The organism is Butyrivibrio sp. NATIVEDY162 (genome assembly GCF_045999815.1).
Lineage (GTDB): Bacteria > Bacillota > Clostridia > Lachnospirales > Lachnospiraceae > Butyrivibrio.
Map to the genome: position 1 here is coordinate 2,974,802 of NZ_CP172573.1, position 25,212 is coordinate 3,000,013.

Here is a 25,212-nt window from a genome sequence, read left to right on the forward strand (position 1 = left end):
TTATATAGAATAAAAGCCACAGAGATTTATAATCTCAGAAAGGAGTCAGAATGAATATAACACTTGAAGCAATTGAAAAGGTAATGGAACTTACAGGGGTTGAGTATAAGACAGCTAAGGAGGCTCTTGAGAAGACAGAAGGAAATGTTGATGAGGCGATAAAGCTGATCCAGCCTCAGACCACAGATATCGGGGACGACATCAAGAAGCTTATGGACAAGCTTAAGAAGACTGTTGAGGAAGGTAATGTAGACAGGATTCAGATCAAAAAAGACGATGAGATAGTACTGAGCGTTCCTGTAAATGTTGGAATCATAGGTGGTATCCTCGGACTGGCTGCAGCACCCTGGGCTCTTATTGCAGGCTCAGTTGCAGCATTTGGACTTGGCTGCAAACTGATAGTTGTAAAAAAGGACGGAACAACAGACGAAGTTAAATGATTGAAAAATCAGGAAATTGAAATAGTTTAGAAAACGAATGCCAGGATCTTCTAGAATTGTCAACATAGAAGACTCTGGCTTTCTGTGTTATATTGAGATTGAAAATCATTCAATATATGTAATTGTTAAATTAATCTACCCATGAAGCAAAGGAGAGTCAAAGTGATTACTGTTAATCTGTATTATAAGGGTGAAAATGGAAGTGCAAGAGCTTTTGCTGATGAGATGGAAACTTCAGGTATTGCTGAGGCTATCAGAAATGAAAAAGGGAACCTTCGCTATCAGTATTTTCAACCAATAGGAGATTCCGAAACAGTGCTGCTCATCGATTCCTGGGAGGATCAAAGTGCAATTGATGCTCATCATGCGTCACCTATGATGGAACAGCTGGCAAAACTTCGTGAGAAGTATGATCTTCATATGACAGTAGAGAGATTTATAAGTGATGAATATGAGGCGGACAGCAAATTTATCAGGAAGTGATCTGATATTGTTTACTGCCGCCTGCTTCTGTCTTACCAGACGCAGGTAACAGCGTTAGCTATATCTTCTGTAATTGTGTTGTCCTTTACAAGCTTTCTGAGCCATTTATCAAGTCTGTCTACCTTGTGATCTGTCTGAACAAAGTGAACTTTCTTGCCATCGATATTGTTTGAGAGAAATAATTCATAAGTGTACATAAGAGAAACCTCCAAAAAATCATTTTTATTACTCATTCACTTTGGCCATTGGAATGTCTTTGTCGTTTACAGGAATTATATCGTTGGGTGGTGCGAATAACTTTAGGGCAAATTTAAATGTTTATTTATTTCTTTTTTCAAGGGGAATGATGAAAATTAATTACAAAAAATCAGAAAATGAGACTTAAGGAGTACTATGAAAATTTACGTGGATTTTGATGACTGTCTGTGTGAAACAGCGAGAGCTTTCACTGAACTGGTGGAGGAACTTTATGGAAAGAGAGTCAGATACGAGGATATGCATTCCTTTAATCTGCAGGCTTCATTCAGACTGACAGACGATGAATATGAGAAAATGATGATAGAGGGGCATCTTCCGAAAGCGCTGCTTGCTATCAAAGAGACACCCGGTGCCTCTGAGGTCCTGAATGAATGTATGGACAAGGGTGCGGAGGTCTGTGTTATAACAGGACGCCCGTCCAGTGCCTATGAGGCATCAAGGGAGTGGCTTGATGCGCACGGTCTTAACCGTGCAAAGCTATACTGTCTGAATAAATACGGAAGAGATTCCTTTATTAAAAACAGTGAATTCAATTTGGAGCTGGAAGATTATTACAAGATGACATTCGATTATGCAATAGAGGATTCTCCTCTGGCGTTTAAGTTCTTTGATCATATGCCGGATTTGAAAGTCATGGTATATGACAGACCATGGAATCATGATTGCGAGTTGACGGGAGACAACTATCGCAGATGCCCGGACTGGGATTATATAAGAAAACAGATAGAAATATGAAATAGAAGATAAGCATAAAAAACCGGCCACCTTAGGCGTGACCGGTTTTAATATTGATCTTTTTTAATATGATATTACCTGGTAATCCTTGTTCCAGATAAGTTCAAGTCCGTCGAATAAATAAGTCAATCTGCCATCAGGGTAAAGACTGATGAATTTGCTGGTGATATCAGACGGATTATCCTTGGAATTATAGAAAACACCGCCTATATCATTGTACCCCTGCTTGTCGTAAATGAAACCGTCAATAGTTATCCTTGAAGGAAAAGTAGCTAAATCTGGCATGTTAAAACTCCTTTACTTGTGGAAGGGTTATCGCATCTCTAGAGCATATTGTAGCACTAAGAAGTGCAAATGTAATTGATTAAAATTAATCATATGGTATTACAGACTATTCATATATCCCAAAACGAACACCAGCGGTGAATTCCAGTAAATGGTTATCTCATTGGTGGAGTAGGAACGAACGTCGTCTGCATATCTTTTCATAGCAGGCACATCTGACATGTTATCAGGATTGGCTGCTTCATCACAGGGCCTGAAATTAGGACCGCCGGATACGAATCCGGGTATGGGGGCATCGATATTATCAGCTGCTGTGGGGCGAAGGTGCGGGTGCTTAAATGCCCTTTCGCCAATGCCGGTTACATAGCTTAGATCCATAGCATTTCTGCCAAATATATAGTCAAGCTGATACTGGGCAGACTTAAGATAGGAATCATCTCCGGTTAGTTTATGAGCTACACAAAGGATCATGGCATTCATAAGTATTACCATATTGCTGCCCCAGGTAAACTCTATAGGTCTAAGGGTTATTCCAAATGCGTTGCTTTGAGAGATAAGCTTTAGTCTGTCAGCTTCGTCCAGCCACTTCATGACGAGTCTGTTATATAGATCTTTTCCAAAGAAGTCTGTGCCGCTGTTGATTATAGACAAGGTTCCAAGACCGGCTACGTCTGCCCATCCGAGGCAGTGCATGCTGAGGTGAAGCTCCATGGTACCAAGGATCACCTTCATGGCATCTTCATTTTTGTCAAGTCTGTACATCTCTGCTGCAGCCCAGAATCTCTCATCGGCGTCGCACAGATCCTCATAGGTTCCGGTAGTAACTTCCTTTGGATTCTCAAAAATAAAGGAAGGATTCTTGATGAGCCAGGTCCATGATTTTCTGGCAGCAGCCGCCAGAGTATTGGAGTAGGGTTCATCAAATTTGTGGTATATGCGGCTTGCAAGAGCCATGATAGCGACAAAATCAGCTGTTGCAAGGCTTGAAACAGGAGTGATGACCATATCAAGGTCGTCCTCATCCGGCATGATAAATCCGCAAAAAGATGCGGACGTACATTTATGATGTACACCACCGTCCTCATCCTGCATATCCAGAATCCAGTCTAATTCATATTTGCATTCTGCAAGTATATCAGGAAGGGAACCTCCACTCTCAGGGATATTGAGATTCAGGGTAAGTGCACCGGGGAACATCTCATAACCATATAATAGATGAGCGAGAGCGACTGCTCCTGCCGTAACATATCGTCCGTAGTCACCGGCGTCGTGCCAGCCTCCAAGCATCTTGCGCCTTTGGAATCTGTCGCCGAGAATGTAACCGCCGCCGCAGTGGCAAGCCTTCCTTTTGTAAACTCCGGCGTACTTTTCTTCAAGCTCCATGCCGCAGCGCTGGAAGTAAAACATTTTCATTGAATCCCTTAATGCCTGATCATAATGATTTTTACTTATAACAAATTCAGGACTGCGAAAATTATCCTCGTCAGCAAAGAAATAGCGTCCTTCCTCCGTAACTTCTGAAAAGTCGATGACAGCAGCATTTTCTCCGCTGTTTTCATCAAATTCAAGTGTGCACTCTCCGCTTAAGATTTTTTTTCCATCTGCTGAAAAAAGATTATAGTGGTTATTCCCGGTAATAGTCGCACGTTTTGTGGAATTTGGGGCATAACCTGCCTGATTCAGATATATCATACAACCTCCTCTTTATTGAAAGAGCTTTATTTTTTACCCCTGCAATCCTGCAGACTGGCGTATCATATCTTCAACAACTATGTCGTATATTTCGCCAACTGTGTTGCAATATTCCAGAATCTTCCAGGGTTCATTGGTGTGAAAATGGATTTTGACAAGCTCTTCATCTCCTGCAGCGATAAGAGAGTTACCCTCAAAATGAGTTGTTATATAATCTGCGATGGCATCTTCGTCAAGATCCGTGTCCCTTCTGTCTATAAGAAGCTGTGTGTCATATCTGTATGCAAACTGATCGTCTTCAGCATCAATACTGTTTACAGGTTCCATATTTATAATCCTCCGTTTTTAGTTATACGTTAATAAATATATCATTTGAGTGTCAGTGTATTCAACTCTGATGTTGCTTAAAAGTTATTATATTGTGCTCTTTGATATATAAATTCAGCCTATAGAAGGCAATAAGTTTTGATTATCTATAAACCTATTGACTCAGTATGTAAATAGTTATATATTCTTTTCAACAACAAACGAACACAAAAAAGAAAATGAAAAAAGCAGCAGGAGGAGAATGAAATGAGCGATTACAGATTTGAGACATTACAGTTACATGTTGGACAGGAACAGCCTGATCCCGCAACTGATGCAAGAGCGGTTCCAATTTACCAGACAACTTCTTATGTATTCAGAAACAGTCAGCACGCAGCTGACAGATTCGGACTTGCTGATGCAGGAAATATATACGGAAGACTTACAAATTCAACTCAGGATGTTTTGGAAAAAAGAATTGCAGCACTTGAGGGCGGTAGCGCAGCTCTCGCAGTTGCATCAGGAGCAGCAGCCATAACATATACAATAGAGGCTCTTGCTGCAAACGGTGGACATATCGTGGCACAGAAGACCATCTATGGTGGAAGCTATAACCTTCTGGCGCATACTCTTCCGCAGTACGGAGTTACCACAACATTCGTGGATGCGCATAACCTTTCTGAGGTTGAGGGAGCTATCAGGGATAACACAAGAGCTATATATCTTGAGACTCTCGGAAACCCCAACAGCGATATCCCGGATATTGATGCTATCGCCGAGATCGCACATAAGCATGGACTTCCTCTTGTTATAGATAATACATTCGGAACACCCTACCTTATAAGACCTATTGAGCACGGAGCTGATATAGTTGTTCATTCTGCAACAAAATTTATTGGCGGACATGGCACAACACTTGGTGGAATTATCGTAGAGTCAGGTAAATTCAACTGGAAGGCAAGCGGCAAATATCCGAATATTGCTGATCCCAATCCCAGCTATCATGGAGTATCCTTCTATGATGCAGTCGGCCCTGCAGCATTTGTTACTTTTATAAGAGCTATCCTTTTGAGAGATACCGGAGCAACAATATCTCCATTCAATGCTTTCCTCCTACTGCAGGGAGTGGAGACATTGTCACTTCGCCTCGACAGGCATGCAGAAAATACTAAGAAGGTAGTGGAATTTTTGCAGAATCATCCTAAGGTAGAGAAGGTTAACCATCCTTCAATAGCAGATCATCCTGATCATGCTCTTTATGAGAAGTACTTTCCTAACGGCGGCGCCTCAATCTTCACATTTGAGATAAAGGGCGGAAAAGATGCCGCATGGAAGTTCATAGATAACCTGGAAATCTTTTCACTATTAGCAAATGTTGCAGACGTTAAGAGCCTGGTTATCCACCCTGCTACAACAACCCATTCTCAGCTAAATGATGAGGAACTAAAGGATCAGGGAATTACCCAGAGTACTATCAGACTTTCCATTGGTACAGAGCACATTGATGACATCATTGCTGATCTTGAAAGAGGTTTTGCAGCAATCTAAATCATATGAAAGCAGTCTTAATTCTCATATAGTTTTAAGACTGCTTTTTTATAATATAAGAAATTTCTCTGAAATTCCTATATTATAAAAACGCTCCGCTAAGGATGCGACTCTTTGTTCTGTTACGTTTATACGACGAAAACGTCATGAAAATGCGTGTTTTATAATTGCGAAGACATAGTCGTTGTAATAAAATAATCATATGAAACTAAGTGACGTGATGAAAGATTCAAAAATAAAAATTCATGCTACCATCAATGGACACGGAATCCTGCTCATAACCAAAGCAGCTATAGGTGTTCGTGATGGTCTTCTTGTTGACTCACTAACCTATTTCGATGAGGACCTCACTTTTACGGAGCCCTCTAAAGTCGTGGCTGTTAATAAGCGTGACGGCAGATCCTACGAATACAGGGCTACAAGAATCGGACCTGTTGAGACCAGGTATGGCAAGTTTCATCTGATCAGATGCACTGAGGATGGCAGGATAGTCAATCGAAGGCAGGCCGAGCGCTATGATATTGACAGGCTGGGAGTTATCAGAGTCGGTGACAGCAAGGACATTCGTAATGCTCTTGTTTACGATATTAGCATGAAGGGCATAGCTTTCATTCTTGACTCCGATGCATCTGTGAAGGTTGGAGATCACATCATAGCGTCATTTAGGTATGATCCTAATTATTTCCATTTTTATGCATGTGAAGCCACAGTTGTTCGCGTATTTACACTAAACGGACAGCCTGCAGTAGGCTGCACTCTTGATGCCATGGGAGCGGATCTTGTTACTCTTATCAGCAGCAAGAAGAAGGAGAAGATGGGTCTTAAGGTTGATGATATCTTAAATATCAACAATTCTCCGGATGAAAAAATAGCTTCAGGGGATAAGATTCCCGTGAATTATGTTCCGCAGCTTGCTGTTTCAAAAGACTATGAGAGCAGGAAGCATGAGGGAAAATGGGAACTTCCGGAAAAACCAAAGGAGCAGCCTAAGGAAAAGATAAAAGTCGGGACTTCTGCCGCTACAACAAGTAAGGCAATACCAAGTCAAAAAGAGATAGAGGAACCTGAGCAGGATGTACAGCTCATGTCTCCGGATGAGGCTGCAGACCTTATCCCCGAGAGATCGGAAGAGGATATTATCCGTGCGAGAGCTCAAAGGGTAGCTGATATGGACGAGCTGTCAGAGATAGAAGACAGGACTCCCGCAGTTGATGTGGATGACCTGGAGGAGCTTGCTACCATAGAGGACAGAACGCCACCTAAGGCTAAAAAGCTAAGACCGCAGAAGCCTGAGAATCCTCTGGATGATCTTAAGAAGGATAAGGGCGGGGCAAGCAAGTCGTCCAAGCAGATGGTTGCTGACCTTGCTTCTCTGGAAGGGGCTGATTACAGGCCTTCGGAGAAAACAAAGAAGAAACTTGATTTTATCTCCAAGATAGTTGGGGATAAGAATGAACTTAAGAGAATGATAGATTCATCTGATAGTTCTGACTATAGAGCGGCAGGTTCTGTTTCTGCTGCCAATACAGGTCATCAGGTAAGGTTTGTGGATGCTTACAACAGCAATATGAACAATAGACCTGAGCCTAAGCCTGCCGGAAGAGGAACCTTGGGGAAGGATGCATCCGATTTTGACGGGTATTTTAATCAGAATGGCAATGCAGTGGATGAGGGACTTTTTGCACCGAAGCATGACGATGGTTTCCTTACACCGGAGCAGATTGCTGATATCATTGAACTGGAGAGAATAAGTAAGAACGAGTAAGAGAAAAGTTTTTGAGTGACATCTGTGGTACAATATACATAATTAAGCAGTTGGGGGAGTTTTACTTATGGGGACAAATCACAGAATCCATTTCGGATTTCTTTTTCATGTTAATTTTTTTCATGCTGATCTCGGAGACACGAATGATGACAAGGGATTTGGAAGAGACCTTGCACGTGTCAGAGAAATACTGAGCATTCTGGCAAAAGCAAATAATGAAGGGCAGCCTGTTCAGGCGGCGTGGGATTTTGAAAATGATTATACACTTAAGAGAATCCTTCCGTCACTTGGGCCGGATGTCATTGATGGCGTAAAGACAAGGCTGAGAGAGAGAGGCGATGAGCTTCTTCTCTCCGGAAGACATGCCGGACTGTTTGCAGGAATGACCGCAAAAGAGCTGAGTTTTGCGCTTCATTTTAAATCGAATGAGCTCGGAGAAACGTCAGGTGTTCTTAGAACTGAGGGCGATATTTTTTCACCATCAATAATAGGGAGACTGCGCAAATCCGGTGTTAATACTGTGCTTCTTGGAAACAGCAACGTGGGACCAAATGCACTTTCAACTGTTTGCAAAGAACTCAGAAAGACGCAGTACGAGACTTATAATCCATCGACATATAGACATGGGAATAACTCCATAACGGTTGTGCCTTATTACACACCTGCAGACTGGATCGAGGAGGGCTCCATGACGAAGTTTCTCACCGGTTTACATGAAAAACAGATGTCCGGAGAGATAGACGGTGATCTGTTTGTACTTGCAGGCGCAGACGTCAGAAGTCCTTGGTGGGAGCCAATGGAGATCAGGAGCCTTTTCAGAAAGGCAGCAGGAACAGAAGGGCTTGCGGGATTTTTAAGAGCACTTAGAAAGCTTGATTTTGTTGCGTATAATACACCGAGCGGTTACCTGAATGATCATGCTCCGGTGTCGGAAATATCCTTTGCAGGCGACATAGCAGAGGGAAGAGGAAGTGATCTGTCCTGCTACAGTGAGCTTCCCTATGACAGACTTATATGGACCAGAATAGAGAGAGCCAGAATGGGCAGCAGAATATATAATGCTGAGCGTGCTTCGGACTCACTTGCTGAGAGAATACGACTGTTGTCAGCATCTGAGTTTGGACCGTTTACACCTGCTCCCGGTAAGGACAGATTCGAGGTTGTTGACAGACTATCCCTGGAAGTACAGAAGATAGAGAGAAAAGCCATTAACACAAAAGAGATGTCCATGAGGACAAGCGGACGTCAGAGGCTTAACAACAGTGCGATAGGAAAGCATCACTACTCAAGAAGGAAGGATGAGGAGGAGAGAAATTCCTTTATTATAATGAATCCTTCTGGGCAGAGGACAGTAACATTCCAGCTGTCAATTGACGGTGGACAGTGTCCTAAAATAAGTACACTTGTCCTTGAGTGTGACGAGTGCGGAATAGATGCATATACAGCTGTTGAGATGAGTAAGGAAAACGGCTATGTCAGCTCTGCTTTTGCTGTTATGAAGTTTGCTGAGGCTCAGAACACTTACAAGATTTATTATCATTTTGACAGATCAGATATTCCGAAGGAGCCTCATAAGCCTCTTATTGAACTAAGGCCGGAGGATCACCCTGTATTCCATGCTGAGGGTGCCATGAAGAGACTCCTTGAAGCGCAGGGGAAGCTTAAGGAAAAGCCTGAGCCTGTTAAGGAACCCGGTAATCCTGCAGTTGCAGAGCGCATAGCAGCCATGAACAGTGCCAAAAATGCAGGAAAGGCCGCAACGCTTATTGCAGGCGGTGAGAAAGAGACCTACGTTATAACAAGTCCGGGACAAAAGCTCAGGATAGTTATAGGAGGGACAGGCGCTTCTAAAGGAAAAATCCGTGAAGTGTTCTATGGTGATGAGAGGATAGGTGATGAGTCATTTCTGTCATCATTTATCAAAGCAGGTGATCGCATATCGGAATTTGCCTGTGAAGAGGTTGGACCCGCAGAGCTTGCAGGAAAAGGTGACGGAGTAAAAATATCCGGAACTATTCATGCGGCTGATGAGCAGACACCCGGAAAATATGTTTTGCAGATCATAAAGACAGCTGCGCTAAAGGGAATAGACGGAGTCCTTATTCACATGGATGTAACTTATCCTGATATGAAGGAGGGCTTTGCATCAACTCTTAAGGAGATAGCACCACTTCAGATTTCACCCCAGTATCGCGCAGGGGTATCGGTTATAAGGAAAAGCTTTACGGGAGATGTCAGTGATTTCCCGGTTTCGGTGTTTGGAAAAGCGGTTAAGAATAATGAAAACATATCATCCTTTAACCATCAGCTTACAGCCGGAATAGTAGGGGCCAAGGGTGCTCTCTCAGGTATGCTTCTGGGCATTCCCAGAACGGTTCTTGGAGGATTTGCAGTTTGCCCGGGAAGACTTATGACTGATGGAGAGGGCCAGCACCTTAGTCTTAATCCCTATGGAACATATGGCTGTAGCAGCAGAGTATATCCCTCCAAGAGCGCGGGACTCATGCAAAGGTATGCAGATGCGGCAGTAAATGAAAAACCTGTCAGCATAGCAGAGGGATATAACGGAGTTCGCGAGAGATTTTGCATATGCCTTTCAGGCTTTGGCGGAGCAAGCCCCAGTGAGAATCTTCTTGCAGAGATGTCTGCTTTTTGCGATGGCGCAGTAATCTGCGGAGATGAAACCGGAGTTATACATCCCTTTGAGGGTGATAATGTAAGGCTTCCCAGATCCTTCAGGGATGTTGGTATCAGAGAAACTGCAAAGCCGGATCCTGCAGAATTAAAGGCTATAAAGGCAGAGCTTTCCAGGTTTTTGAATCACAGACGCAAGTGATATGAACAGGCCAATACCTGAATTTTTAGTTGACGCAGACGTACGTTATTTGTTATTGTAGACGAAAGGCAAAGGCGCCATTTCATTTTCGAAGAAGTGCCTTTGTCTTTTTCTTTTTATATTTTTGATTTTTGCTTAATTGTTTTTGTTTGCCATAGCTTTGGCGAAGAATTACACAGATATTTAATTGGATTCAGATGTCTTACATAAAGACACGGAAAAGAGGAGAGAGAAATGGGCAAGCTAACCAAGAAAGACATTTTCAGAATTGTAAAAGAAGAGGACGTTGCTTTTATCAGGCTACAGTTTTGCGATATTTTCGGAACTCCGAAAAACATAGCCATAACTGCGGGCCAGCTTGAGAGTGCGCTTAATAATGACTGCATGTTTGATGGCTCTGCAATAGATGGTTTTACCGGTTCTTCGGGCGATAAGTTTGAGGAGCTTGAAAGTGATATGTATCTATATCCCGATCTTGACAGTTTTCAGATTTATCCCTGGAGACCTCAGAGCGGAAAAGTTGCCAGAATGTTCTGTGATGTTTATACAGCTGACAGAAAGCCTTTTCATGGAGACTCAAGAAATATCCTAAAAAAGGTTCTGGAGGAAGCCAAGGAGATGGGGCTTATTTTTAAGGCAGATCCCCAACTTGAATTTTTCCTCTTCGATCTGGATGATGAGGGACAGCCTACAACCAATACTCATGAAAATGCGGGATATTTTGATCTTGCCCCTGCAGACCAGGGCGAGAATGTGCGCCGTGACATTATCATGAACCTGGAGGAACTTGATTTTAACATAACTTCTTCGCACCATGAGATATCTCCTGCTCAGCATGAAATCGAGTTTACTGAGGATGATGCAGCCAGAATGGCTGATATGATAATGACCTTTAAGATGGCGGTAAAGACAATTGCAAAGAGGCATGGTCTCTATGCAACCTTCATGCCTAAGCCGAAGGAAGGTGTTAACGGATCAGGCATGCATATAAATATCCTCTGCGAGGACGAGGAAGGAAATGATGTTTTTGCCGGAGAAGGCGGTAAGCTCTCCGAAACCGCCAATCAGTTTATAGCAGGTGTTCTTGAGCACATTTGTGGAATGACTCTTGTTACAAATCCTCTTGTCAATTCATATAAGAGACTTGTACCCGGATACGATGCACCTGTAAATGTGTCATGGTCATCTTCATCAACCAACAGAAGTGCTCTTATAAGAATTCCTTCCATGACAGGAAGAAATGCGAGAATAGAGCTTAGAAATCCTGATGCTGCCTGCAATCCCTACCTCGCGCTGGCACTTATTCTGGCAGCGGGAATGGATGGAATAAAAAGAAATCTGACTCCTCCTGCTGAACTTAAGGTCAATTTGAAAAACAAGACAGATGAGGAGCTTAGAAAAACAAGACTGTCGACTTTGCCGGAGACTCTTGGCGAAGCAATCGACAGCTATAAAAAGGATAAATTTGTTAAAGGCGTCCTCGGGGATGCGGTATTTAACAGATTCCTTGATGCTAAGCGCAGCGAGTGGAAGAATTTCAGGACCTGCGTAACACAGTGGGAAATCAGGGAATATCTCAATAAGCAATAAGATTTTTTTACATAAAAAACTAAGGGAAGTGCCAGCTTGCAGAACATTATAGTGGCATTCGCAAAGCAGACGGATGCGCAGAATTTTAAAAGCATATTGATGCGTGGCGGTTTTGAGATTGCCAGCGTATGCTCAACCGGTGCTCAGGTTCTTACAGCAATGGAGAATCTGGGCAGTGGTGTGGTTATCTGCGGCTCAAGACTGGGAGATATGCTCAGTACTGAGCTTGCGGAGGATATGACCGAGTACTTCACCATGCTTTTGGTTGCAAGTCCGGTTAAAGCCGACGAGCTGTCACTTCACGATCACGAGAATATAGTCTATCTTCCTACACCGCTAAAAAAAGATGATCTGTTTTCAACATTGTCGATGCTGGTAGAAGGTGTCCGATTAAGACGAAAGAAAATAAAAGAAAAGAGGAGATTCAGAAGCGCTGAAGATCAGAAGATTATCGACAGCGCTAAGGCCATTTTGATGGAACGCCATAATATGACCGAGCCTGAAGCTCATAAATATCTTCAGAAATGTTCCATGGATTCAGGGACATCTCTTCTTGAGACTGCTGAGATGGTTTTGTCTGTCAAATGATATGACAAACCATCATTCAGGCAGGCTACAAGGATTCGTATATCATTCCATTCTTGCAAAATACTCTTCAATAATATATGTAGGTATTTCAGAATTCATAACATAATTTTTGTCATCATCTATCATCTGAAGCAGGATGTCAGCAATGTCAGGATCAAACTGTGTTCCCTTGCCCTGCTCAATTTCTTCCCTGACCCTTTTCTGCTTCATGACGCCGGAATAATTTCTCTCGGAACTCATGGCATCATAGGCATCTGCTACACCTATAATACGGGCTTCTTCCGGAATGGAATTACCAATAAGTCCATCGGGATAACCGCTTCCGTCATATCTCTCATGATGCCATCTCGCTCCTACAGCAAGTCCGGGGAGTTCTGTGATATCCTGGAGTATTTTTGCACCTATCATGGGATGCTTTTTCATAAGGTTATACTCTTTTTCCTTGAGACATTCAGGCTTAGCTGTAATATAATCCGGTATTCCGATCTTACCTATGTCATGCAGAAGACCCATCTGGTATATCTCGTATTGCTCCTTGCGGGTTTTGCCCATTCTCCTGGCAATCTCCATGGAATAAAGAGCGACTCTTTCTGAGTGCTCCTTGGTATACCTGCAATTCTCATCCGCGACTCTTGCAAGTGCATGCATCAACTGATCGATCAGTCTTTTCTGCTGGTGATACTTAACTTCAAAATCATCCATCGTTAATAATATTCCCTCGTCAATAATTTCTATAAAAAAGTTTCCTACATAAATAATATGCAGGAAACTATTTTACACTCTTAAGTGCTAAAGGAAAAGACTTTTATTTAAAAGTATTAAAAACCTTCTCTTCTCCTTTGCGCACGAAGCTCTATTCTCTTTTCTGCGCCCTGCCATTCCGCACGTTCATTCTCTGTGCGGATGTTAAGTCCGTAAGGTACGGTAGTGGGCTTGCCTTCTTCATCTATACAAACCTCTGTAAGATACGCTCTGTTTACAACATGTCTCATTCCTGTGCGAAGATCTTCAACATAGGTATCAACCCTGACCTCCATGGAAGTGGTTCCCACATGGGTTATGTGACCCTTTATTACTACGATATCATTTAACTGTATCGCCTGTTTGAACTGCATATTGTCAATCGCTGCAGTTGTAACCGGGGTGCCTGCATGCCGTAGTGCTACGGTCCCTGCGACCTGATCTATCCAACTCATCAGCTCACCGCCAAAAAGCCTCTCATAGCCGTTGATCTCATCATATTTTACGACTCTTGTCCATTCGGTGACGGAGTCTGCCACATTTTTGCTGGCTATCTGGTGATCTACGTGAAAAACTCTGTTGTTCATAACAACCCTCCGTTTCTCTGAAAGTATCTCAATATTTATAATTATATCACGAAGCAGTGTTATCTTAAACTGACAGATTGATTGAAAACCGTGTCACATCGTGGTAAAATTTTAACGATGTGCCGCGGATATCTTCTTAATTTAAATGCGGCTTAAGAACATCAAAAATAGAGTAAAATTTTTTTATAACGATCAGGAGGAACACAAATGAGTAAGAGTTTCGATGATATTCTTGCAAAGTTAAAGACAGCAAGCACCAAGAAGCTGGCAGTTGCATGCGCACAGGATGAGCCTGTACTTGAGGCAGTTAAGCTTGCAAAGGAGCGCGGCATTGCTGATGCTATTCTTGTTGGCGATAAGGATGAGATTGAAAGAATCGCAGCTGGTATGGGCATGGATCTTTCACAGTATGAGATCATTGATGTGAAGGACACAGTTGAGGCAGCAACAACAGCTGTTCAGCTTGTACATGACGGCAAGGCTGATATCTATATGAAGGGTCAGCTTGATTCCAAGACATTCCTTAAGTCAGTTCTTAATAAGGAAGTTGGACTTCGCACAGGTCGTCCTCTTTCTCATGTATGTGTATTTGAGATTCCGGGCATTGATCGTCTTCTTTTCCTTACAGACGTTGCATTCATGCCTTATCCTACTCTTGAAGATAAAAAGGTTATTATTGAATATACAGTTAATGTTGCCAGAGCTTGCGGCGTAGAGTGTCCCAAGGTAGCTCCTCTTGCAGCTGTTGAAGTTGTAAATGACAAGATGCCTGTTACTGTAGAGGCAGCTGAACTCACACGTCTTAATGAGATCGGTGAGATCAAGAACTGCATCGTGGACGGACCTCTTTCTATGGACCTTGCTATTGATCCTTCTGCTGCAGAGCACAAGGCTGGCGCTAAGGACCGTAAGATTGTCGGTGATGCTGACATTCTTCTGTTCCCTGATATCCACGCAGGAAACCTTACTTACAAGACAATCGTTCGTCTTGCTACAGTTAAAAACGGTAACATCTTAACAGGAACAAAGGCTCCCGTTATCCTTACATCACGTTCAGATTCAGTTGAGGTTAAGCTCAATTCTATCGCTCTTGCAGCAGTTGTTGCAGAGGAGAAGAATCTGTAATCTGATAAGTGTGCCTGACGGGTATTTTTAATAAAAATAAAAGGAGAAAGTGATAATGATTAAAAGTTTAATTATCAATCCGGGTTCCACATCAACAAAGCTTGGTATTTTTGAAGATGAGACCCTCAAGATGGACGAGACACTTCGTCATCCCACAGAGGAGATTGCCAAGTATGACCATATTACAGATCAGCTTGGATGGAGAAAGGAACTCATTCTCAACTTCCTTAAAGAAAAAAATGAAGATATCAGATCATTCAATGTTATCGTAGGTCGTGGCGGCCTTGTTAAGCCCATTCCCGGCGGTACATATGAAGTAAACGATGCCCTTCTTAAGGATCTTAAGGCAGGTGTTCAGGGTGAGCATGCCAGCAACCTTGGCGGACTTCTTGCTAAGGAGATCGGTGATGAGATAGGCGTTCCTTCCTATATCGTAGACCCTGTTGTTGTAGATGAGCTCTGTGATGAAGCCAGAGTTACAGGTCTTCCGGAGATTCCCAGGGTTTCAATTTTCCATGCGCTCAATCAGAAGGCAGTTGCAAGAAGATACGCAAAGGAGATTGGCAAAAAGTACGAGGATATCAATCTTGTAGTAGTTCACCTTGGCGGTGGTGTTTCTGTAGGTGCTCACAAGAACGGACAGATCATAGATGTTTTCAATGCTCTTGACGGTGATGGTGCTATGTCACCTGAGCGTGCAGGCGGACTTCCTACAGGCGGTCTTATCCGTCTTTGCTTCTCAGGAAAATATTCTGAGGCAGAGGTTAGAAAGATGGCCGTTGGTAAAGGCGGTTTTAATGCATGGCTTGGAACCAATGACATGAGAGAAGTTGTCAAGTTAAGAGATGAAGGAAATGCTAAGGCTAAGCTTGTTATTGATGCATTTATCTTCCAGCTTGCAAAGAACATTGGCGCTATGTCTGCAGTTCTTGATGGCAAGGTTGACCAGATCATCATCACAGGCGGTATCGCATATAACGCTGCACTTATGGAGAAGCTTTCTGAAAAGGTTAAGTTCATCGCACCTGTAACAGTTTATCCCGGAGAGGATGAGCTTCTTGCTCTTGCACAGGGTGCACTGCGCGTTATGAACGGCGAAGAGAAGGCAAAGATTTACGAATAATTTTTATTTGATTTATGAATAAGATGACCCTTCCGGGAACTATAACTCGGAAGGGTACTTTTTATATTATGTATGGGGAATGTATGAAGGTATTTTTGGTAGAGGATGAATTTGTCGTCAGGGAAGGCATAAAGAATAATGTGGATTGGGAGGCTCATGGCTACGAATTTTGTGGGGAAGCCGGAGACGGAGAAGTTGCATTTCCCATGATACAAAAGCTTCAGCCTGATATAGTTATTACTGATATAAAGATGCCCTTTATGGACGGGCTTGCTCTCAGTCGTATGGTAAAAGAGAAATTTCCATGGATAGAAATTGTTCTGCTCACCGGCTATGAGGACTTTCAATTTGCACAGGAAGCTATAAGAATAGGAGTTTCCTGCTATCTCTCAAAACCCATAAGCGGAGATACTCTTTTGAGTGAGATAGATGCTCTTGCTGAGAAAACAAGAGAAAAACGGCGTGAGCGTGAAATAAAAAAGCGTTATGAAGAAGAAATGAAGGAACGCACGGAATATGAAAAGCACGAACTTTTCAGCGATATGATAGCCGGAACCAAGGGGCTGTCAGAGATCATTGAGAGCGCTAAAAAGTTGAAGGTTGACCTTGCTGCCATAAGATACAATATTATGCTGTTTAAGGTCTGGTCCACAAGACATGATGCTTACGAATATTCACAGAGCGTTGTTGAAATAATAAAAGGGGTTAGGGATATTGCGGAAAAAACGGATGCAATATTCTTTGACCTTGGAGTAGAGGGAATCGCGCTTTTGTACAAGGGCGATGATGACAGGATAATAGAAAAAAATGTCGAATCAGGCATAGAGGAGATGAAGGCACTTTTTGAGGGCTATCATCACATCAGGTACTTTGGCGGTGTGGGACAGAGCGTCGGAAGAATTACCGATATACCGGTATCTTTCGGATGGGCAAGCAGAGCCTTCGCTCATATGTACCTGACGGATGACAACGGTTTTCTTGTGGGATCAGAGGACAGGCTTCATCCCGGAAAAGATGATGTGGTTTTATCTGAGATTGACCCTAAGCATATTGACAGACGCCTTATAAAGGAGTTTTTGAGGCGCGGAGATGTGTCTGAAACAGAGTTCTTTGTGGAGGAGTTCATAAACGGGATGGGGAAAGGTGCCATCAGGTCAACGCTTCTTAGGCAGTACATCGCGATGGATGTATATTTTTGTGTGGCGGACTTTTTGGAAAACGAGCTTCATATAGAAGAAAAACCTGAGATTCCTACGCCGGAGGTTCTTGCAGATGAGGGACGGACAACTGCGTATATTGTGAGAATCATCGCCAGAGGAGCTGCTCTTAGAGAGGATGATTCAAAGGGGCACTACCGCGATGTTGTAAATGAAGTTATTTCTTATATAGAAGAGCACTATACAGAAGAAGATCTGTCACTTAATACACTGGCTGCCCACGTTAATTTTTCGCCCAATCACTTGAGTGCTGTTTTCAGGCAGCAGACGGGACAACCTTTTATTAAATACCTAACGGACTATAGGATGAATGCTGCAAAGGAACTTCTTATCAGTACTTCCAAAAAGAGCAACGAGATAGGGCTTTTGGTTGGATATAAGGACCCGCATTATTTTTCATATCTGTTCAAAAAGACTCAGGGGGTTACTCCCACCCAGTATAGGAGCGGTACGCGAGTGGAGGAAGGCTGATGGATAATGAGCAGGTAAAAAGTAAGAAATACCGTAAGGGCCAGTCAAAGCTTGCAAATCAGATACGAATTTCATATATGATATTGCTTTTACCCAGCATTATTTTCATGGTGTATGCTTTCTACAATCTGTGGAAGGTAAACGAGAGATATGATGCCATGCTGAGTTCTGTTGTTAAGGCTAGTGAGTTCAGCCTTGATTTCAAGGAGGACTTTGACTACGAAACCTATTTACTGATAGTTGGCAATGTAACTCTTGAGGACTCCGGAATTCCAAAGAGCCTGTCTGATGCAAGGGAGGTTGTGGAGAGTCTTGAGGACTATACAGGTGAAGCTGATAACAGAAAGCGTCTGGAGAGTGTGGGAAAATATCTCGATAATCTGGAGGTATATATTCAGAGAATCCAGAGCAATATGGAATTTGATGACCGGTATGAAGATAACATCACTATATGGGAAAACGACGTACAGATCGTGACTTCGCTCATCGAGGAAACCATAAATGAGTTTGTTTATTATGAAAACAGGCAGCTTCAGACTGCTCAGCTTGAGACCAGGGAGTTCTATCTTGATATTGTAAAAATCTCAACCGGAATCTTTGCTTTCATAGTAGTTTTTGTGACTGTGATTTCATTCTGGGGACCGCTTTGGATCACAAGACCTATAGAAGAACTTGTAAAAAGCGAGCAGAAGCAACTTCGAAAGGCTGAGTTTGAGCTGCTGCAGGCACAGATAAATCCACACTTTTTATATAATACACTGGACGCCATAGTGTGGTCTGCGGAAGCAGGCAATCAGAAGCAGGTTGTGAGCATGGTGGGGAGTCTTTCTGAATTTTTCAGAAGCTCTTTAAACAAGGGTAAGGAAATAGTCACTGTGCGTGAGGATTTGCAGCATGTGAGGAGTTATCTGGAGATTCAGCAGATAAGGTATCAGGATATTCTGACTTATGAGATAGATGTGCCTGAGGCGATTTTTAACTATGCAATCCCGAAGATCACCATTCAGCCTGTGGTTGAGAATGCCTTGTATCATGGCATCAAGAATAAAAGGGGCGGCGGCAGGATTATAGTTACCGGTGGCGATCTTGGAGATTATATTCAGATAACAGTCAAGGACGACGGAATAGGAATGACACCTGAGAGGCTTAAAAACATCAGGGATAATCTCGCTGTTGAAAAGCCTGAGGATAACACTATCTATGGACTATATAACATCAATGAGAGAATAAAGCTCTCCTTTGGGGAAGAATATGGCATTGGAATTGATTCTACTGAAGGGGGCGGAACAATAGTCAATATTCGACTTCCGAAAATCTTAACCGAAATCGTAAAAAAATGAACCTAATTAAAAAAAGTGTAAAAAAATTAACTTCATTGCATTTATTATTCAATGGCTTTTTGCAGTGAAAAAAATAAAATAGTAATTGTTAAGGGAATGGTCTCTTAGCAATTACTTTTTTTAATTAGGAGGAAAAAAAGTTATGAAGAAGAAGGTATTGTCAATTATCATGGCATCAACAATGGCACTTGGCCTGGTTGCATGCGGCGGCGGCGCTAAGCAGGAAGCTCCTGCAGAACCTGCAGCAACAGAGACAGAGGCACCTGCAGCAGAGGAAAAGACAGAAGAGCCTGCAGCAGAGGAGACAACTACTGAGGAAGCAACTACTGAGGAAACAACTGAAGAGACAGCTACAGAAGATACTTCAGCAGCATCAGGAGACCTTATCAAGGTTGGTATCATCAATAACGATCCTAACGAGTCCGGTTATCGTACAGCTAACGATGCAGACTTAAAAGCTATGTTTACAGAAGCTAACGGCTACGATGCATCCTTTGCATACAGCTTAAAGAACGATGAGCAGATCGCAGCAGCTCAGACATTTATCCAGGATGAAGTTGATTATCTTCTTCTTTCTGCAGCTGATACAGCAGGCTGGGATTCAGTTCTTCAGGATGCTCAGGCAGCAGGCGTAAAGGTTATCCTTTTTGACCGTACAATCGATGCAGATCCCAGCCTTTATGAGGCTTCAATCGTATCTGATATGGCTAAGGAAGGCGAGATGGCAGTAGAGTGGCTCGCAGGTCAGGGACTTGATGAATATAACATCATCCACATTCAGGGTGTTATGGGCTCAGCAGCTCAGCAGGGACGTAGCGGCGCTCTTACAGATAAGGTAGACGCTGAGGCAACATGGAACCTCGTAACACAGCAGACAGCTGAGTGGAACGCTGAGAAAGCACAGCAGATCGTTCAGTCAGTTATCGATGCAGGCACACCTTTCAACGTAATCTATGCAGAGAACGACGATATGGCTAAGGGCGCTGTTGCAGCTCTTGATGCAGCAGGTATCTCTCACGGCGTAGGCAAAGACGTAATCGTTATGGGTTATGACTGCAACAAGTGGGCACTTGAAGAGCTTCTTGCTCAGAACTGGAACTATGATGGACAGTGCAATCCTTTCCAGGCTAGCTACATCGACGAGATCATCAAGACTCTTGAGAGCGGCGGCACACTTTCAGAGAAGACCATCATCATGGATGAGAAGGGCTTCGATGCTGAGACAATCACTCAGGAAGACGTTGATAAATATGGTATCTGATAGATCAAGGGATTGAATCTTGAAAAATATTATGTAGATTATTTTGGAGCGGTGCGGGATATCCGCATCGCTCTTTGTATTAAGAAGGAAAGAGGTATAACCGGTGGAAGAAAACAGAGTGCTCGAGATGCGAGGCATATATAAATCCTTTCCGGGAGTAAAGGCGCTTCAAAATGTGGAATTTTCACTGAATAAGGGTGAAATCCATGCACTTATGGGGGAAAACGGAGCCGGAAAGTCTACTCTAATCAAGGTTCTCACGGGAGTATACAGTAAGGATGAAGGAACGATAACTCTTGAAGGGCATGGTGAGGTAGCTATTCACTCACCGCAGGATGCACAGAAGTATGGAATAAGTACTGTGTATCAGGAGATAACCCTTTGTCCCAATCTTACTGTTGCTGAGAATATGTTTATTGGACGTGGGGACGGCAAAATTACAAACTGGAAAAAGATGAATGAGGACGCAGACAAGATTCTGCAGTCTTTGGAAATTCCCGCAAAAGCTAATCAGCAGCTTTCAAACTGCTCCATAGCTGTTCAGCAGATGGTTGCCATAGCCAGAGCGGTAGATATGGAGTGTAAGGTACTTATTCTCGATGAGCCTACATCATCACTTGATGAGCAGGAGGTTGAGAAGCTCTTTGGACTTATGAGAGACTTAAAGAGCAGAGGAGTTGGTATTATTTTTGTTACACATTTCCTGGATCAGGTATATGAGGTATGTGACAAGATAACTGTTCTAAGAAATGGTAAGTTTGTGGGAGAGTATGAGATAAAGGATCTTCCAAGAGTACAGCTTGTTGCGAAGATGCTTGGTAAGGAGATGGATGATCTCTCTGATATTAAGGGAGAGGGTGGCACTTATCAGGGTGCTGATGCCGATGAACGAGTATTTGAAGCTTCGGGACTTCAAAGTAATGCGGGAATCAAACCGTTCGATTTTTATATTAAAAAGGGTGAAGTCAACGGCTTCACAGGACTTCTCGGATCAGGAAGAAGTGAGTGCGTAAGAGCTATATTCGGTGCTGACAGAGTTATAAACGGCTCCGTCAAGATGCACGGAAAGAAGGTCAAGATAAGCAATCCTAAGGATGCCATGGAAAACGGCATAGCATATCTTCCTGAGAACAGAAGAGGAGATGGTATTATTGGGGATCTGTCAGTAAAAGAGAACATTATCCTGGCACTTCAGGTTATGACAGGATTTTTCAAGCCATTTAGTAAGGCACAGGTTAATGCGTTTGCTGATGAATATATTAAAAAACTGAATATCAAAACAGCTTCGGCTGATACACCTATTAAATCCCTGTCCGGAGGTAATCAGCAGAAATGCATTCTTGCCAGATGGCTTTTGATGCATCCTGAATATCTGATCCTGGATGAGCCAACAAGAGGTATTGATGTCGGAACAAAGGTAGATATTCAGAAACTGGTACTGGAGCTTGCAAAGGATGGAATGAGTGTGACGTTTATTTCATCCGAGACCGATGAGATGCTAAGAACCTGCTCCAGGCTGGTGGTAATGAGAGACAGAAAGGTTGTAGGTGAGCTTTCAGGAAGTGACCTTACACAAAATAAGATAATGAGTACGATCGCGGGGGATAAGTAAGATATGAGTGAAACGACAAATAAAGATGAGAGCTTTGTTAAAAAGCTCGTAAGTAATCAGTTGTTTATACCGATCCTGGCTATTCTTCTCCTGGCGGTTATAAACCTGATAAATGATCCTGGATTTTTCAAGATCACACTTGGAACAAACAATGCAGGAAATCCTGTTCTTTCAGGATACCTTATAACAATTCTGGATTATGGCTCAGAACTTGGAATTCTGGCAATCGGAATGACACTTGTAACAGCTGCCTCAGGCGGACAGGATATTTCTGTCGGAGCAACAATAGCTATAGCAGGATCAGCAATGCTAAGAGTTCTGTGTGGAGGAACATCAAGGCCTACAGAGCTTGCGGCTCCCATCATCGTTGCTTTCCTTGTGGCATGCGTTGTTGGAATGATATGTGGTGCTTTCAACGGAATGCTTGTGGCGGTATTTAAAATACAGCCAATGATCGCGACGCTGATTCTGTTTACGGCAGGACGTTCCATAGCCGCATGGATCAATAACAACGAGCTTCCGATAGTTCCGGATCCTAAGTTTTCATACTTTGGAAGCTTCATTCCGGGAATTCCGGTTCCTACAACTGTTTTCATAGTAATAGCCTGCATAGTTGTGATCGCACTGGTACTTAAATTTACAAACCTTGGACTGTATACACAGGCAGTAGGAATAAATGAAGGTGCATCAAGACTTAACGGTATTAACCCTACTTTTATTAAGTTCCTTAGCTTTGTAATTCTGGGACTGTGCGTAGCGGTTGCTGCACTTATTAAGGTAAGCCGCCTTTCAACGATCAATTATTCTGTTATTGCAAAAGACATAGAAATGGATGCAATCCTTGCCGTAGCACTTGGCGGAAATGCACTTTCAGGTGGTAAGTTCAATATGTGGGCATCAATACTGGGTGCCTATGTTATTCAGTTCCTTACAACCACTCTTTACAAATTTAATGTACAGTCTGATGCACTTGCAGCATATAAGGCAGTTGTTGTTATTGTACTTGTAGTATTTTCTGCTCCTTCCGTGAGAGATTATATGAAGCAGCTTACGAAAAAATTTAACGGCTCAAATAAGGCTGCACTTGCAAAGAAGGAGGTGGCCTGAATGGGAAAAGATAAAAATAAAGCAGGCATTTTTGGCAGGATGAATGACACAATGCTTCTTCTTACCATTACCATTGTGATTTTCTTTTTGATGTATATAGGCGCGGTTATTTTTCAGGGGGGTGCCTTTACTAAGCCGCAGATGTTTTTCAACATCCTTAACGCGAATGCAGCGCTTATCATTACTGCCTGTGGAATGAGCGTGGTTATGATCTCAGGCGGAATCGATATTTCCGTAGGTGGCGTTGTTGCACTGGTTTCCATGTGCTGCGCAGTTTATCTGGATCACCATGACGGAAGTATTTTCGGATCCATTCTTATCGCTCTCGGAATAGGTGTAGCATACGGATTGATTCAGGGATTTCTCGTGGCGTATCTTGATATACAGCCATTTATCGTTTCTCTTGCGGGAATGTTCTTTGCAAGAGGCATGACAACAATTGTAAACACAGCACCCTTCAACGTTGCAGATGAGGAATTTACAGCTCTCAAGCTCACAAGAATAATCATTCCGGGAATGGGAATTACCAACAAAAAGGGCATTTATGTTCCTGCATATGTTGAAATAGGCGTTGTTGTTGCGCTTATAATTGTGGCAGTTTTATTTGTAGTCCTTCGTTGGACCAAGCTAGGCCGAAGCTTTTATGCGGTTGGCGGTAATAAGCAGAGCGCACTTATGCTCGGTATCAATGTGAAGAGAACAAAGTTCCTTTCTCATATGATCTGCAGCATACTTGCAGGAATCGGGGGGTATGTATATTTCCTTCATGTAGGATCGGGCTCTGCAAGTCATGCCATGGGTATGGAAATGAATGCCATAGCATCATCAATTATCGGTGGAACGATGCTGACAGGTGGTGTCGGTAACATTATCGGAACACTTTTCGGAGTGCTCTCACTTAGTACAATTCAGAATATAGTTTCATCGGCCGGTCTTGATCAGGCATGGTGGACAGGAATTACAATTGCTGCTATGCTTTGTATATTCCTTCTGATTCAGAGCGTGGTTATGGCTCAGAAAAAGAAAGCACTAAAGGCATAAGACATACTTGAGGTTTATATGAGAAAAATTGCTGTTATAGCAGCTACACTGCTCCTGCTGCCGGTACTTCTCGCCGGTTGCGGGAGTAGTGCGGTTAAAGAAGAAAATACTGATAAAGCCGATACTAAAGAGCTGATAACGGTGGGCTTTTCACAGCTCGGGGCAGAATCCGACTGGAGGAACACCAACACTCAATCCATGCAGGAAGCACTTGGAACGGGGAACGGTTTTAATCTGATATATAAAAACGGTCAGCAAAAACAGGCTAACCAGATAACAGCTGTCAGAATGTTTATTCAGCAGGGGGTTGACTACATTGTTCTTGCACCTGCTACAGAGGAAGGCTGGGAATCTGTTCTGACAGAAGCAAGGGATGCGGATATTCCTGTGATACTGGTGGACAGAAGAGTTGACGTAGCAGATAAAAGTTTGTATTCCTGTTGGGTTGGCTCTGACTTTGAGCTTGAAAGCAAGAAGATGACAGCCTGGCTTAAGGCATTTACTGAGAGAAGAAATATTTCTCCTGAAAACTTGCATATAGTTAATATTCAGGGAAGCCTTGGGTCAACAGCTCAGATAGGCAGGACAAGAGGACTTGCCAACGCTGCGAGGGAGAACGGATGGGACCTTTTGGCGGAAGTGAGCGGTGATTTTACTGAGAACAAGGGAAGAGAGGTAATGGGTGCTCTTCTCAAAGGTCATGACAACATAAATGTGGTTTACTGCGAGAACGACAACATGGCGATAGGAGCCATAGATGCTCTTGAAAGTGCCGGAAAACGTGTGGGACAGAATATCATGAACGGAGAGGTGATGGTTGTATCTTTTGATGGAGTAAATGAACAGTCCCGCGAGTACTGCAGAGAAGGAAAAATATCCTGCATCGCCGAGTGCAATCCTCTGCATGGCCCAAGAGTGGAGGCTCTTATTGAAGCATTGGAAAACGGAGAAACACCCGAGAAGTTCAACTATGTTGATGAGGGACTTTTCAGCTGTGTCGACGCTGTGAAAAATGTTGTTGTCGATGATACAGAGTATACAGTGCAGGAGCCGTAGTTACT

The 25,212-nt window shown here is 43.0% G+C and carries 23 protein-coding genes; 17 read left to right on the top strand and 6 right to left on the bottom strand.

From position 1 onward, the window contains the following. Positions 1–50: 50 nt before the first annotated feature. The gene (locus tag ACHCNF_RS12860) at positions 51–440 is read left to right on the top strand and encodes a DUF4342 domain-containing protein (protein WP_408070178.1); all 390 of its coding nucleotides are present in this window, start codon (positions 51–53) and stop codon (positions 438–440) included. A 162-nt stretch (positions 441–602) separates the two neighbouring features. Beyond that, positions 603–923: an antibiotic biosynthesis monooxygenase family protein gene (locus tag ACHCNF_RS12865; RefSeq protein ID WP_408070179.1), complete on the top strand. Its 321-nt coding sequence runs from the start codon at positions 603–605 to the stop codon at positions 921–923. A gap of 32 nt (positions 924–955) precedes the next feature. Here ACHCNF_RS12865 and ACHCNF_RS12870 read toward each other — a convergent pair whose 3' ends face one another. After that, positions 956–1,120 (bottom strand): hypothetical protein, encoded by a 165-nt coding sequence (locus tag ACHCNF_RS12870; protein WP_408070180.1) that lies wholly within the window; start codon positions 1,118–1,120, stop codon positions 956–958. A gap of 196 nt (positions 1,121–1,316) precedes the next feature. On the opposite strand from ACHCNF_RS12870, the gene ACHCNF_RS12875 reads away from it, so the two are divergent. Next, positions 1,317–1,916 (top strand): 5' nucleotidase, NT5C type, encoded by a 600-nt coding sequence (locus tag ACHCNF_RS12875; protein ID WP_408070181.1) that lies wholly within the window; start codon positions 1,317–1,319, stop codon positions 1,914–1,916. Between the two features lie 63 nt (positions 1,917–1,979). Here the strand turns inward: ACHCNF_RS12875 and ACHCNF_RS12880 are convergent, their stop codons facing one another. From ACHCNF_RS12880 to ACHCNF_RS12890, 3 genes are all read right to left on the bottom strand, one after another. Beyond that, positions 1,980–2,201 (bottom strand): hypothetical protein, encoded by a 222-nt coding sequence (locus ACHCNF_RS12880; RefSeq protein WP_408070182.1) that lies wholly within the window; start codon positions 2,199–2,201, stop codon positions 1,980–1,982. A 99-nt stretch (positions 2,202–2,300) separates the two neighbouring features. Further along, the gene (locus ACHCNF_RS12885) at positions 2,301–3,893 is read right to left on the bottom strand and encodes a glycoside hydrolase family 9 protein (protein WP_408070183.1); all 1,593 of its coding nucleotides are present in this window, start codon (positions 3,891–3,893) and stop codon (positions 2,301–2,303) included. A gap of 33 nt (positions 3,894–3,926) precedes the next feature. Then, on the bottom strand, positions 3,927–4,220 hold the full coding sequence (locus ACHCNF_RS12890) for a hypothetical protein (RefSeq protein ID WP_408070184.1): 294 nt from the start codon (positions 4,218–4,220) through the stop codon (positions 3,927–3,929). Positions 4,221–4,466: 246 nt separating this feature from the next. Here ACHCNF_RS12890 and ACHCNF_RS12895 point away from each other — a divergent pair, with 246 nt between their 5' ends. The 5 genes from ACHCNF_RS12895 (at position 4,467) to ACHCNF_RS12915 (ending at position 12,526) form a co-directional block, all read left to right on the top strand. Next, the gene (locus ACHCNF_RS12895) at positions 4,467–5,747 is read left to right on the top strand and encodes an O-acetylhomoserine aminocarboxypropyltransferase/cysteine synthase family protein (RefSeq protein WP_408070185.1); all 1,281 of its coding nucleotides are present in this window, start codon (positions 4,467–4,469) and stop codon (positions 5,745–5,747) included. A 220-nt stretch (positions 5,748–5,967) separates the two neighbouring features. Continuing rightward, the gene (locus ACHCNF_RS12900; RefSeq protein WP_408070186.1) at positions 5,968–7,512 is read left to right on the top strand and encodes a PilZ domain-containing protein; all 1,545 of its coding nucleotides are present in this window, start codon (positions 5,968–5,970) and stop codon (positions 7,510–7,512) included. Between the two features lie 67 nt (positions 7,513–7,579). Further along, positions 7,580–10,348: a hypothetical protein gene (locus ACHCNF_RS12905; protein ID WP_408070187.1), complete on the top strand. Its 2,769-nt coding sequence runs from the start codon at positions 7,580–7,582 to the stop codon at positions 10,346–10,348. A 234-nt stretch (positions 10,349–10,582) separates the two neighbouring features. Beyond that, the gene (gene glnA, locus ACHCNF_RS12910; RefSeq protein WP_408070188.1) at positions 10,583–11,938 is read left to right on the top strand and encodes a type I glutamate--ammonia ligase; all 1,356 of its coding nucleotides are present in this window, start codon (positions 10,583–10,585) and stop codon (positions 11,936–11,938) included. Between the two features lie 36 nt (positions 11,939–11,974). Further along, positions 11,975–12,526, top strand: a complete 552-nt coding sequence (locus ACHCNF_RS12915; RefSeq protein ID WP_408070189.1) for an ANTAR domain-containing response regulator — start codon at positions 11,975–11,977, stop codon at positions 12,524–12,526. A 42-nt stretch (positions 12,527–12,568) separates the two neighbouring features. Here ACHCNF_RS12915 and ACHCNF_RS12920 read toward each other — a convergent pair whose 3' ends face one another. Further along, positions 12,569–13,228, bottom strand: a complete 660-nt coding sequence (locus tag ACHCNF_RS12920) for an HD-GYP domain-containing protein (RefSeq protein ID WP_408070190.1) — start codon at positions 13,226–13,228, stop codon at positions 12,569–12,571. 116 nt (positions 13,229–13,344) lie between these two features. Continuing rightward, complete coding sequence (locus ACHCNF_RS12925; RefSeq protein WP_408070191.1) at positions 13,345–13,854, bottom strand: acyl-CoA thioesterase; 510 nt, start codon at positions 13,852–13,854, stop codon at positions 13,345–13,347. 207 nt (positions 13,855–14,061) lie between these two features. Here ACHCNF_RS12925 and ptb point away from each other — a divergent pair, with 207 nt between their 5' ends. The 9 genes from ptb (at position 14,062) to ACHCNF_RS12970 (ending at position 25,207) form a co-directional block, all read left to right on the top strand. Beyond that, positions 14,062–14,979, top strand: coding sequence for a phosphate butyryltransferase (gene ptb, locus ACHCNF_RS12930; protein WP_408070192.1), 918 nt, complete (start codon positions 14,062–14,064; stop codon positions 14,977–14,979). Between the two features lie 55 nt (positions 14,980–15,034). Further along, entirely contained in the window at positions 15,035–16,102 is a 1,068-nt protein-coding gene (gene buk, locus ACHCNF_RS12935) for a butyrate kinase (RefSeq protein WP_408070193.1), read from the top strand. 83 nt (positions 16,103–16,185) lie between these two features. Continuing rightward, on the top strand, positions 16,186–17,790 hold the full coding sequence (locus tag ACHCNF_RS12940) for a response regulator (RefSeq protein ID WP_408070194.1): 1,605 nt from the start codon (positions 16,186–16,188) through the stop codon (positions 17,788–17,790). Next, positions 17,790–19,130 (top strand): sensor histidine kinase, encoded by a 1,341-nt coding sequence (locus ACHCNF_RS12945; RefSeq protein ID WP_408070195.1) that lies wholly within the window; start codon positions 17,790–17,792, stop codon positions 19,128–19,130. Before ACHCNF_RS12940 ends, ACHCNF_RS12945 begins: the two co-directional genes overlap by 1 nt. A gap of 142 nt (positions 19,131–19,272) precedes the next feature. After that, positions 19,273–20,391 carry an ABC transporter substrate-binding protein gene (locus tag ACHCNF_RS12950; protein ID WP_408070196.1) on the top strand — a complete coding sequence of 373 codons (1,119 nt, stop codon included), beginning with the start codon at positions 19,273–19,275 and terminating at the stop codon, positions 20,389–20,391. A 103-nt stretch (positions 20,392–20,494) separates the two neighbouring features. Then, positions 20,495–22,003 (top strand): sugar ABC transporter ATP-binding protein, encoded by a 1,509-nt coding sequence (locus ACHCNF_RS12955; RefSeq protein ID WP_408070197.1) that lies wholly within the window; start codon positions 20,495–20,497, stop codon positions 22,001–22,003. A 3-nt stretch (positions 22,004–22,006) separates the two neighbouring features. Then, entirely contained in the window at positions 22,007–23,110 is a 1,104-nt protein-coding gene (locus tag ACHCNF_RS12960; RefSeq protein WP_408070198.1) for an ABC transporter permease, read from the top strand. Continuing rightward, entirely contained in the window at positions 23,111–24,151 is a 1,041-nt protein-coding gene (locus ACHCNF_RS12965) for an ABC transporter permease subunit (RefSeq protein WP_408070199.1), read from the top strand. Between the two features lie 18 nt (positions 24,152–24,169). Continuing rightward, positions 24,170–25,207 carry an ABC transporter substrate-binding protein gene (locus ACHCNF_RS12970; protein ID WP_408070200.1) on the top strand — a complete coding sequence of 346 codons (1,038 nt, stop codon included), beginning with the start codon at positions 24,170–24,172 and terminating at the stop codon, positions 25,205–25,207. The last annotated feature ends 5 nt before the right edge of the window (positions 25,208–25,212 follow it).

Bases quoted from the DNA above. Each gene is read 5' to 3' on its own strand.
- ACHCNF_RS12970 (WP_408070200.1), top strand. From the start codon at position 24,170: ATGAGAAAAATTGCTGTTATAGCAGCTACACTGCTCCTGCTGCCGGTA.
- ACHCNF_RS12965 (WP_408070199.1), top strand. From the start codon at position 23,111: ATGGGAAAAGATAAAAATAAAGCAGGCATTTTTGGCAGGATGAATGAC.
- ACHCNF_RS12905 (WP_408070187.1), top strand. From the start codon at position 7,580: ATGGGGACAAATCACAGAATCCATTTCGGATTTCTTTTTCATGTTAAT.
- ACHCNF_RS12895 (WP_408070185.1), top strand. From the start codon at position 4,467: ATGAGCGATTACAGATTTGAGACATTACAGTTACATGTTGGACAGGAA.
- ACHCNF_RS12960 (WP_408070198.1), top strand. From the start codon at position 22,007: ATGAGTGAAACGACAAATAAAGATGAGAGCTTTGTTAAAAAGCTCGTA.
- ACHCNF_RS12875 (WP_408070181.1), top strand. From the start codon at position 1,317: ATGAAAATTTACGTGGATTTTGATGACTGTCTGTGTGAAACAGCGAGA.
- buk (WP_408070193.1), top strand. From the start codon at position 15,035: ATGATTAAAAGTTTAATTATCAATCCGGGTTCCACATCAACAAAGCTT.
- ACHCNF_RS12945 (WP_408070195.1), top strand. From the start codon at position 17,790: ATGGATAATGAGCAGGTAAAAAGTAAGAAATACCGTAAGGGCCAGTCA.
- ACHCNF_RS12870 (WP_408070180.1), bottom strand. From the start codon at position 1,120: ATGTACACTTATGAATTATTTCTCTCAAACAATATCGATGGCAAGAAA.
- ACHCNF_RS12940 (WP_408070194.1), top strand. From the start codon at position 16,186: ATGAAGGTATTTTTGGTAGAGGATGAATTTGTCGTCAGGGAAGGCATA.
- ACHCNF_RS12890 (WP_408070184.1), bottom strand. From the start codon at position 4,220: ATGGAACCTGTAAACAGTATTGATGCTGAAGACGATCAGTTTGCATAC.
- ACHCNF_RS12920 (WP_408070190.1), bottom strand. From the start codon at position 13,228: ATGGATGATTTTGAAGTTAAGTATCACCAGCAGAAAAGACTGATCGAT.
- ACHCNF_RS12885 (WP_408070183.1), bottom strand. From the start codon at position 3,893: ATGATATATCTGAATCAGGCAGGTTATGCCCCAAATTCCACAAAACGT.
- ACHCNF_RS12950 (WP_408070196.1), top strand. From the start codon at position 19,273: ATGAAGAAGAAGGTATTGTCAATTATCATGGCATCAACAATGGCACTT.
- glnA (WP_408070188.1), top strand. From the start codon at position 10,583: ATGGGCAAGCTAACCAAGAAAGACATTTTCAGAATTGTAAAAGAAGAG.
- ACHCNF_RS12900 (WP_408070186.1), top strand. From the start codon at position 5,968: ATGAAAGATTCAAAAATAAAAATTCATGCTACCATCAATGGACACGGA.
- ACHCNF_RS12925 (WP_408070191.1), bottom strand. From the start codon at position 13,854: ATGAACAACAGAGTTTTTCACGTAGATCACCAGATAGCCAGCAAAAAT.
- ACHCNF_RS12860 (WP_408070178.1), top strand. From the start codon at position 51: ATGAATATAACACTTGAAGCAATTGAAAAGGTAATGGAACTTACAGGG.
- ptb (WP_408070192.1), top strand. From the start codon at position 14,062: ATGAGTAAGAGTTTCGATGATATTCTTGCAAAGTTAAAGACAGCAAGC.
- ACHCNF_RS12880 (WP_408070182.1), bottom strand. From the start codon at position 2,201: ATGCCAGATTTAGCTACTTTTCCTTCAAGGATAACTATTGACGGTTTC.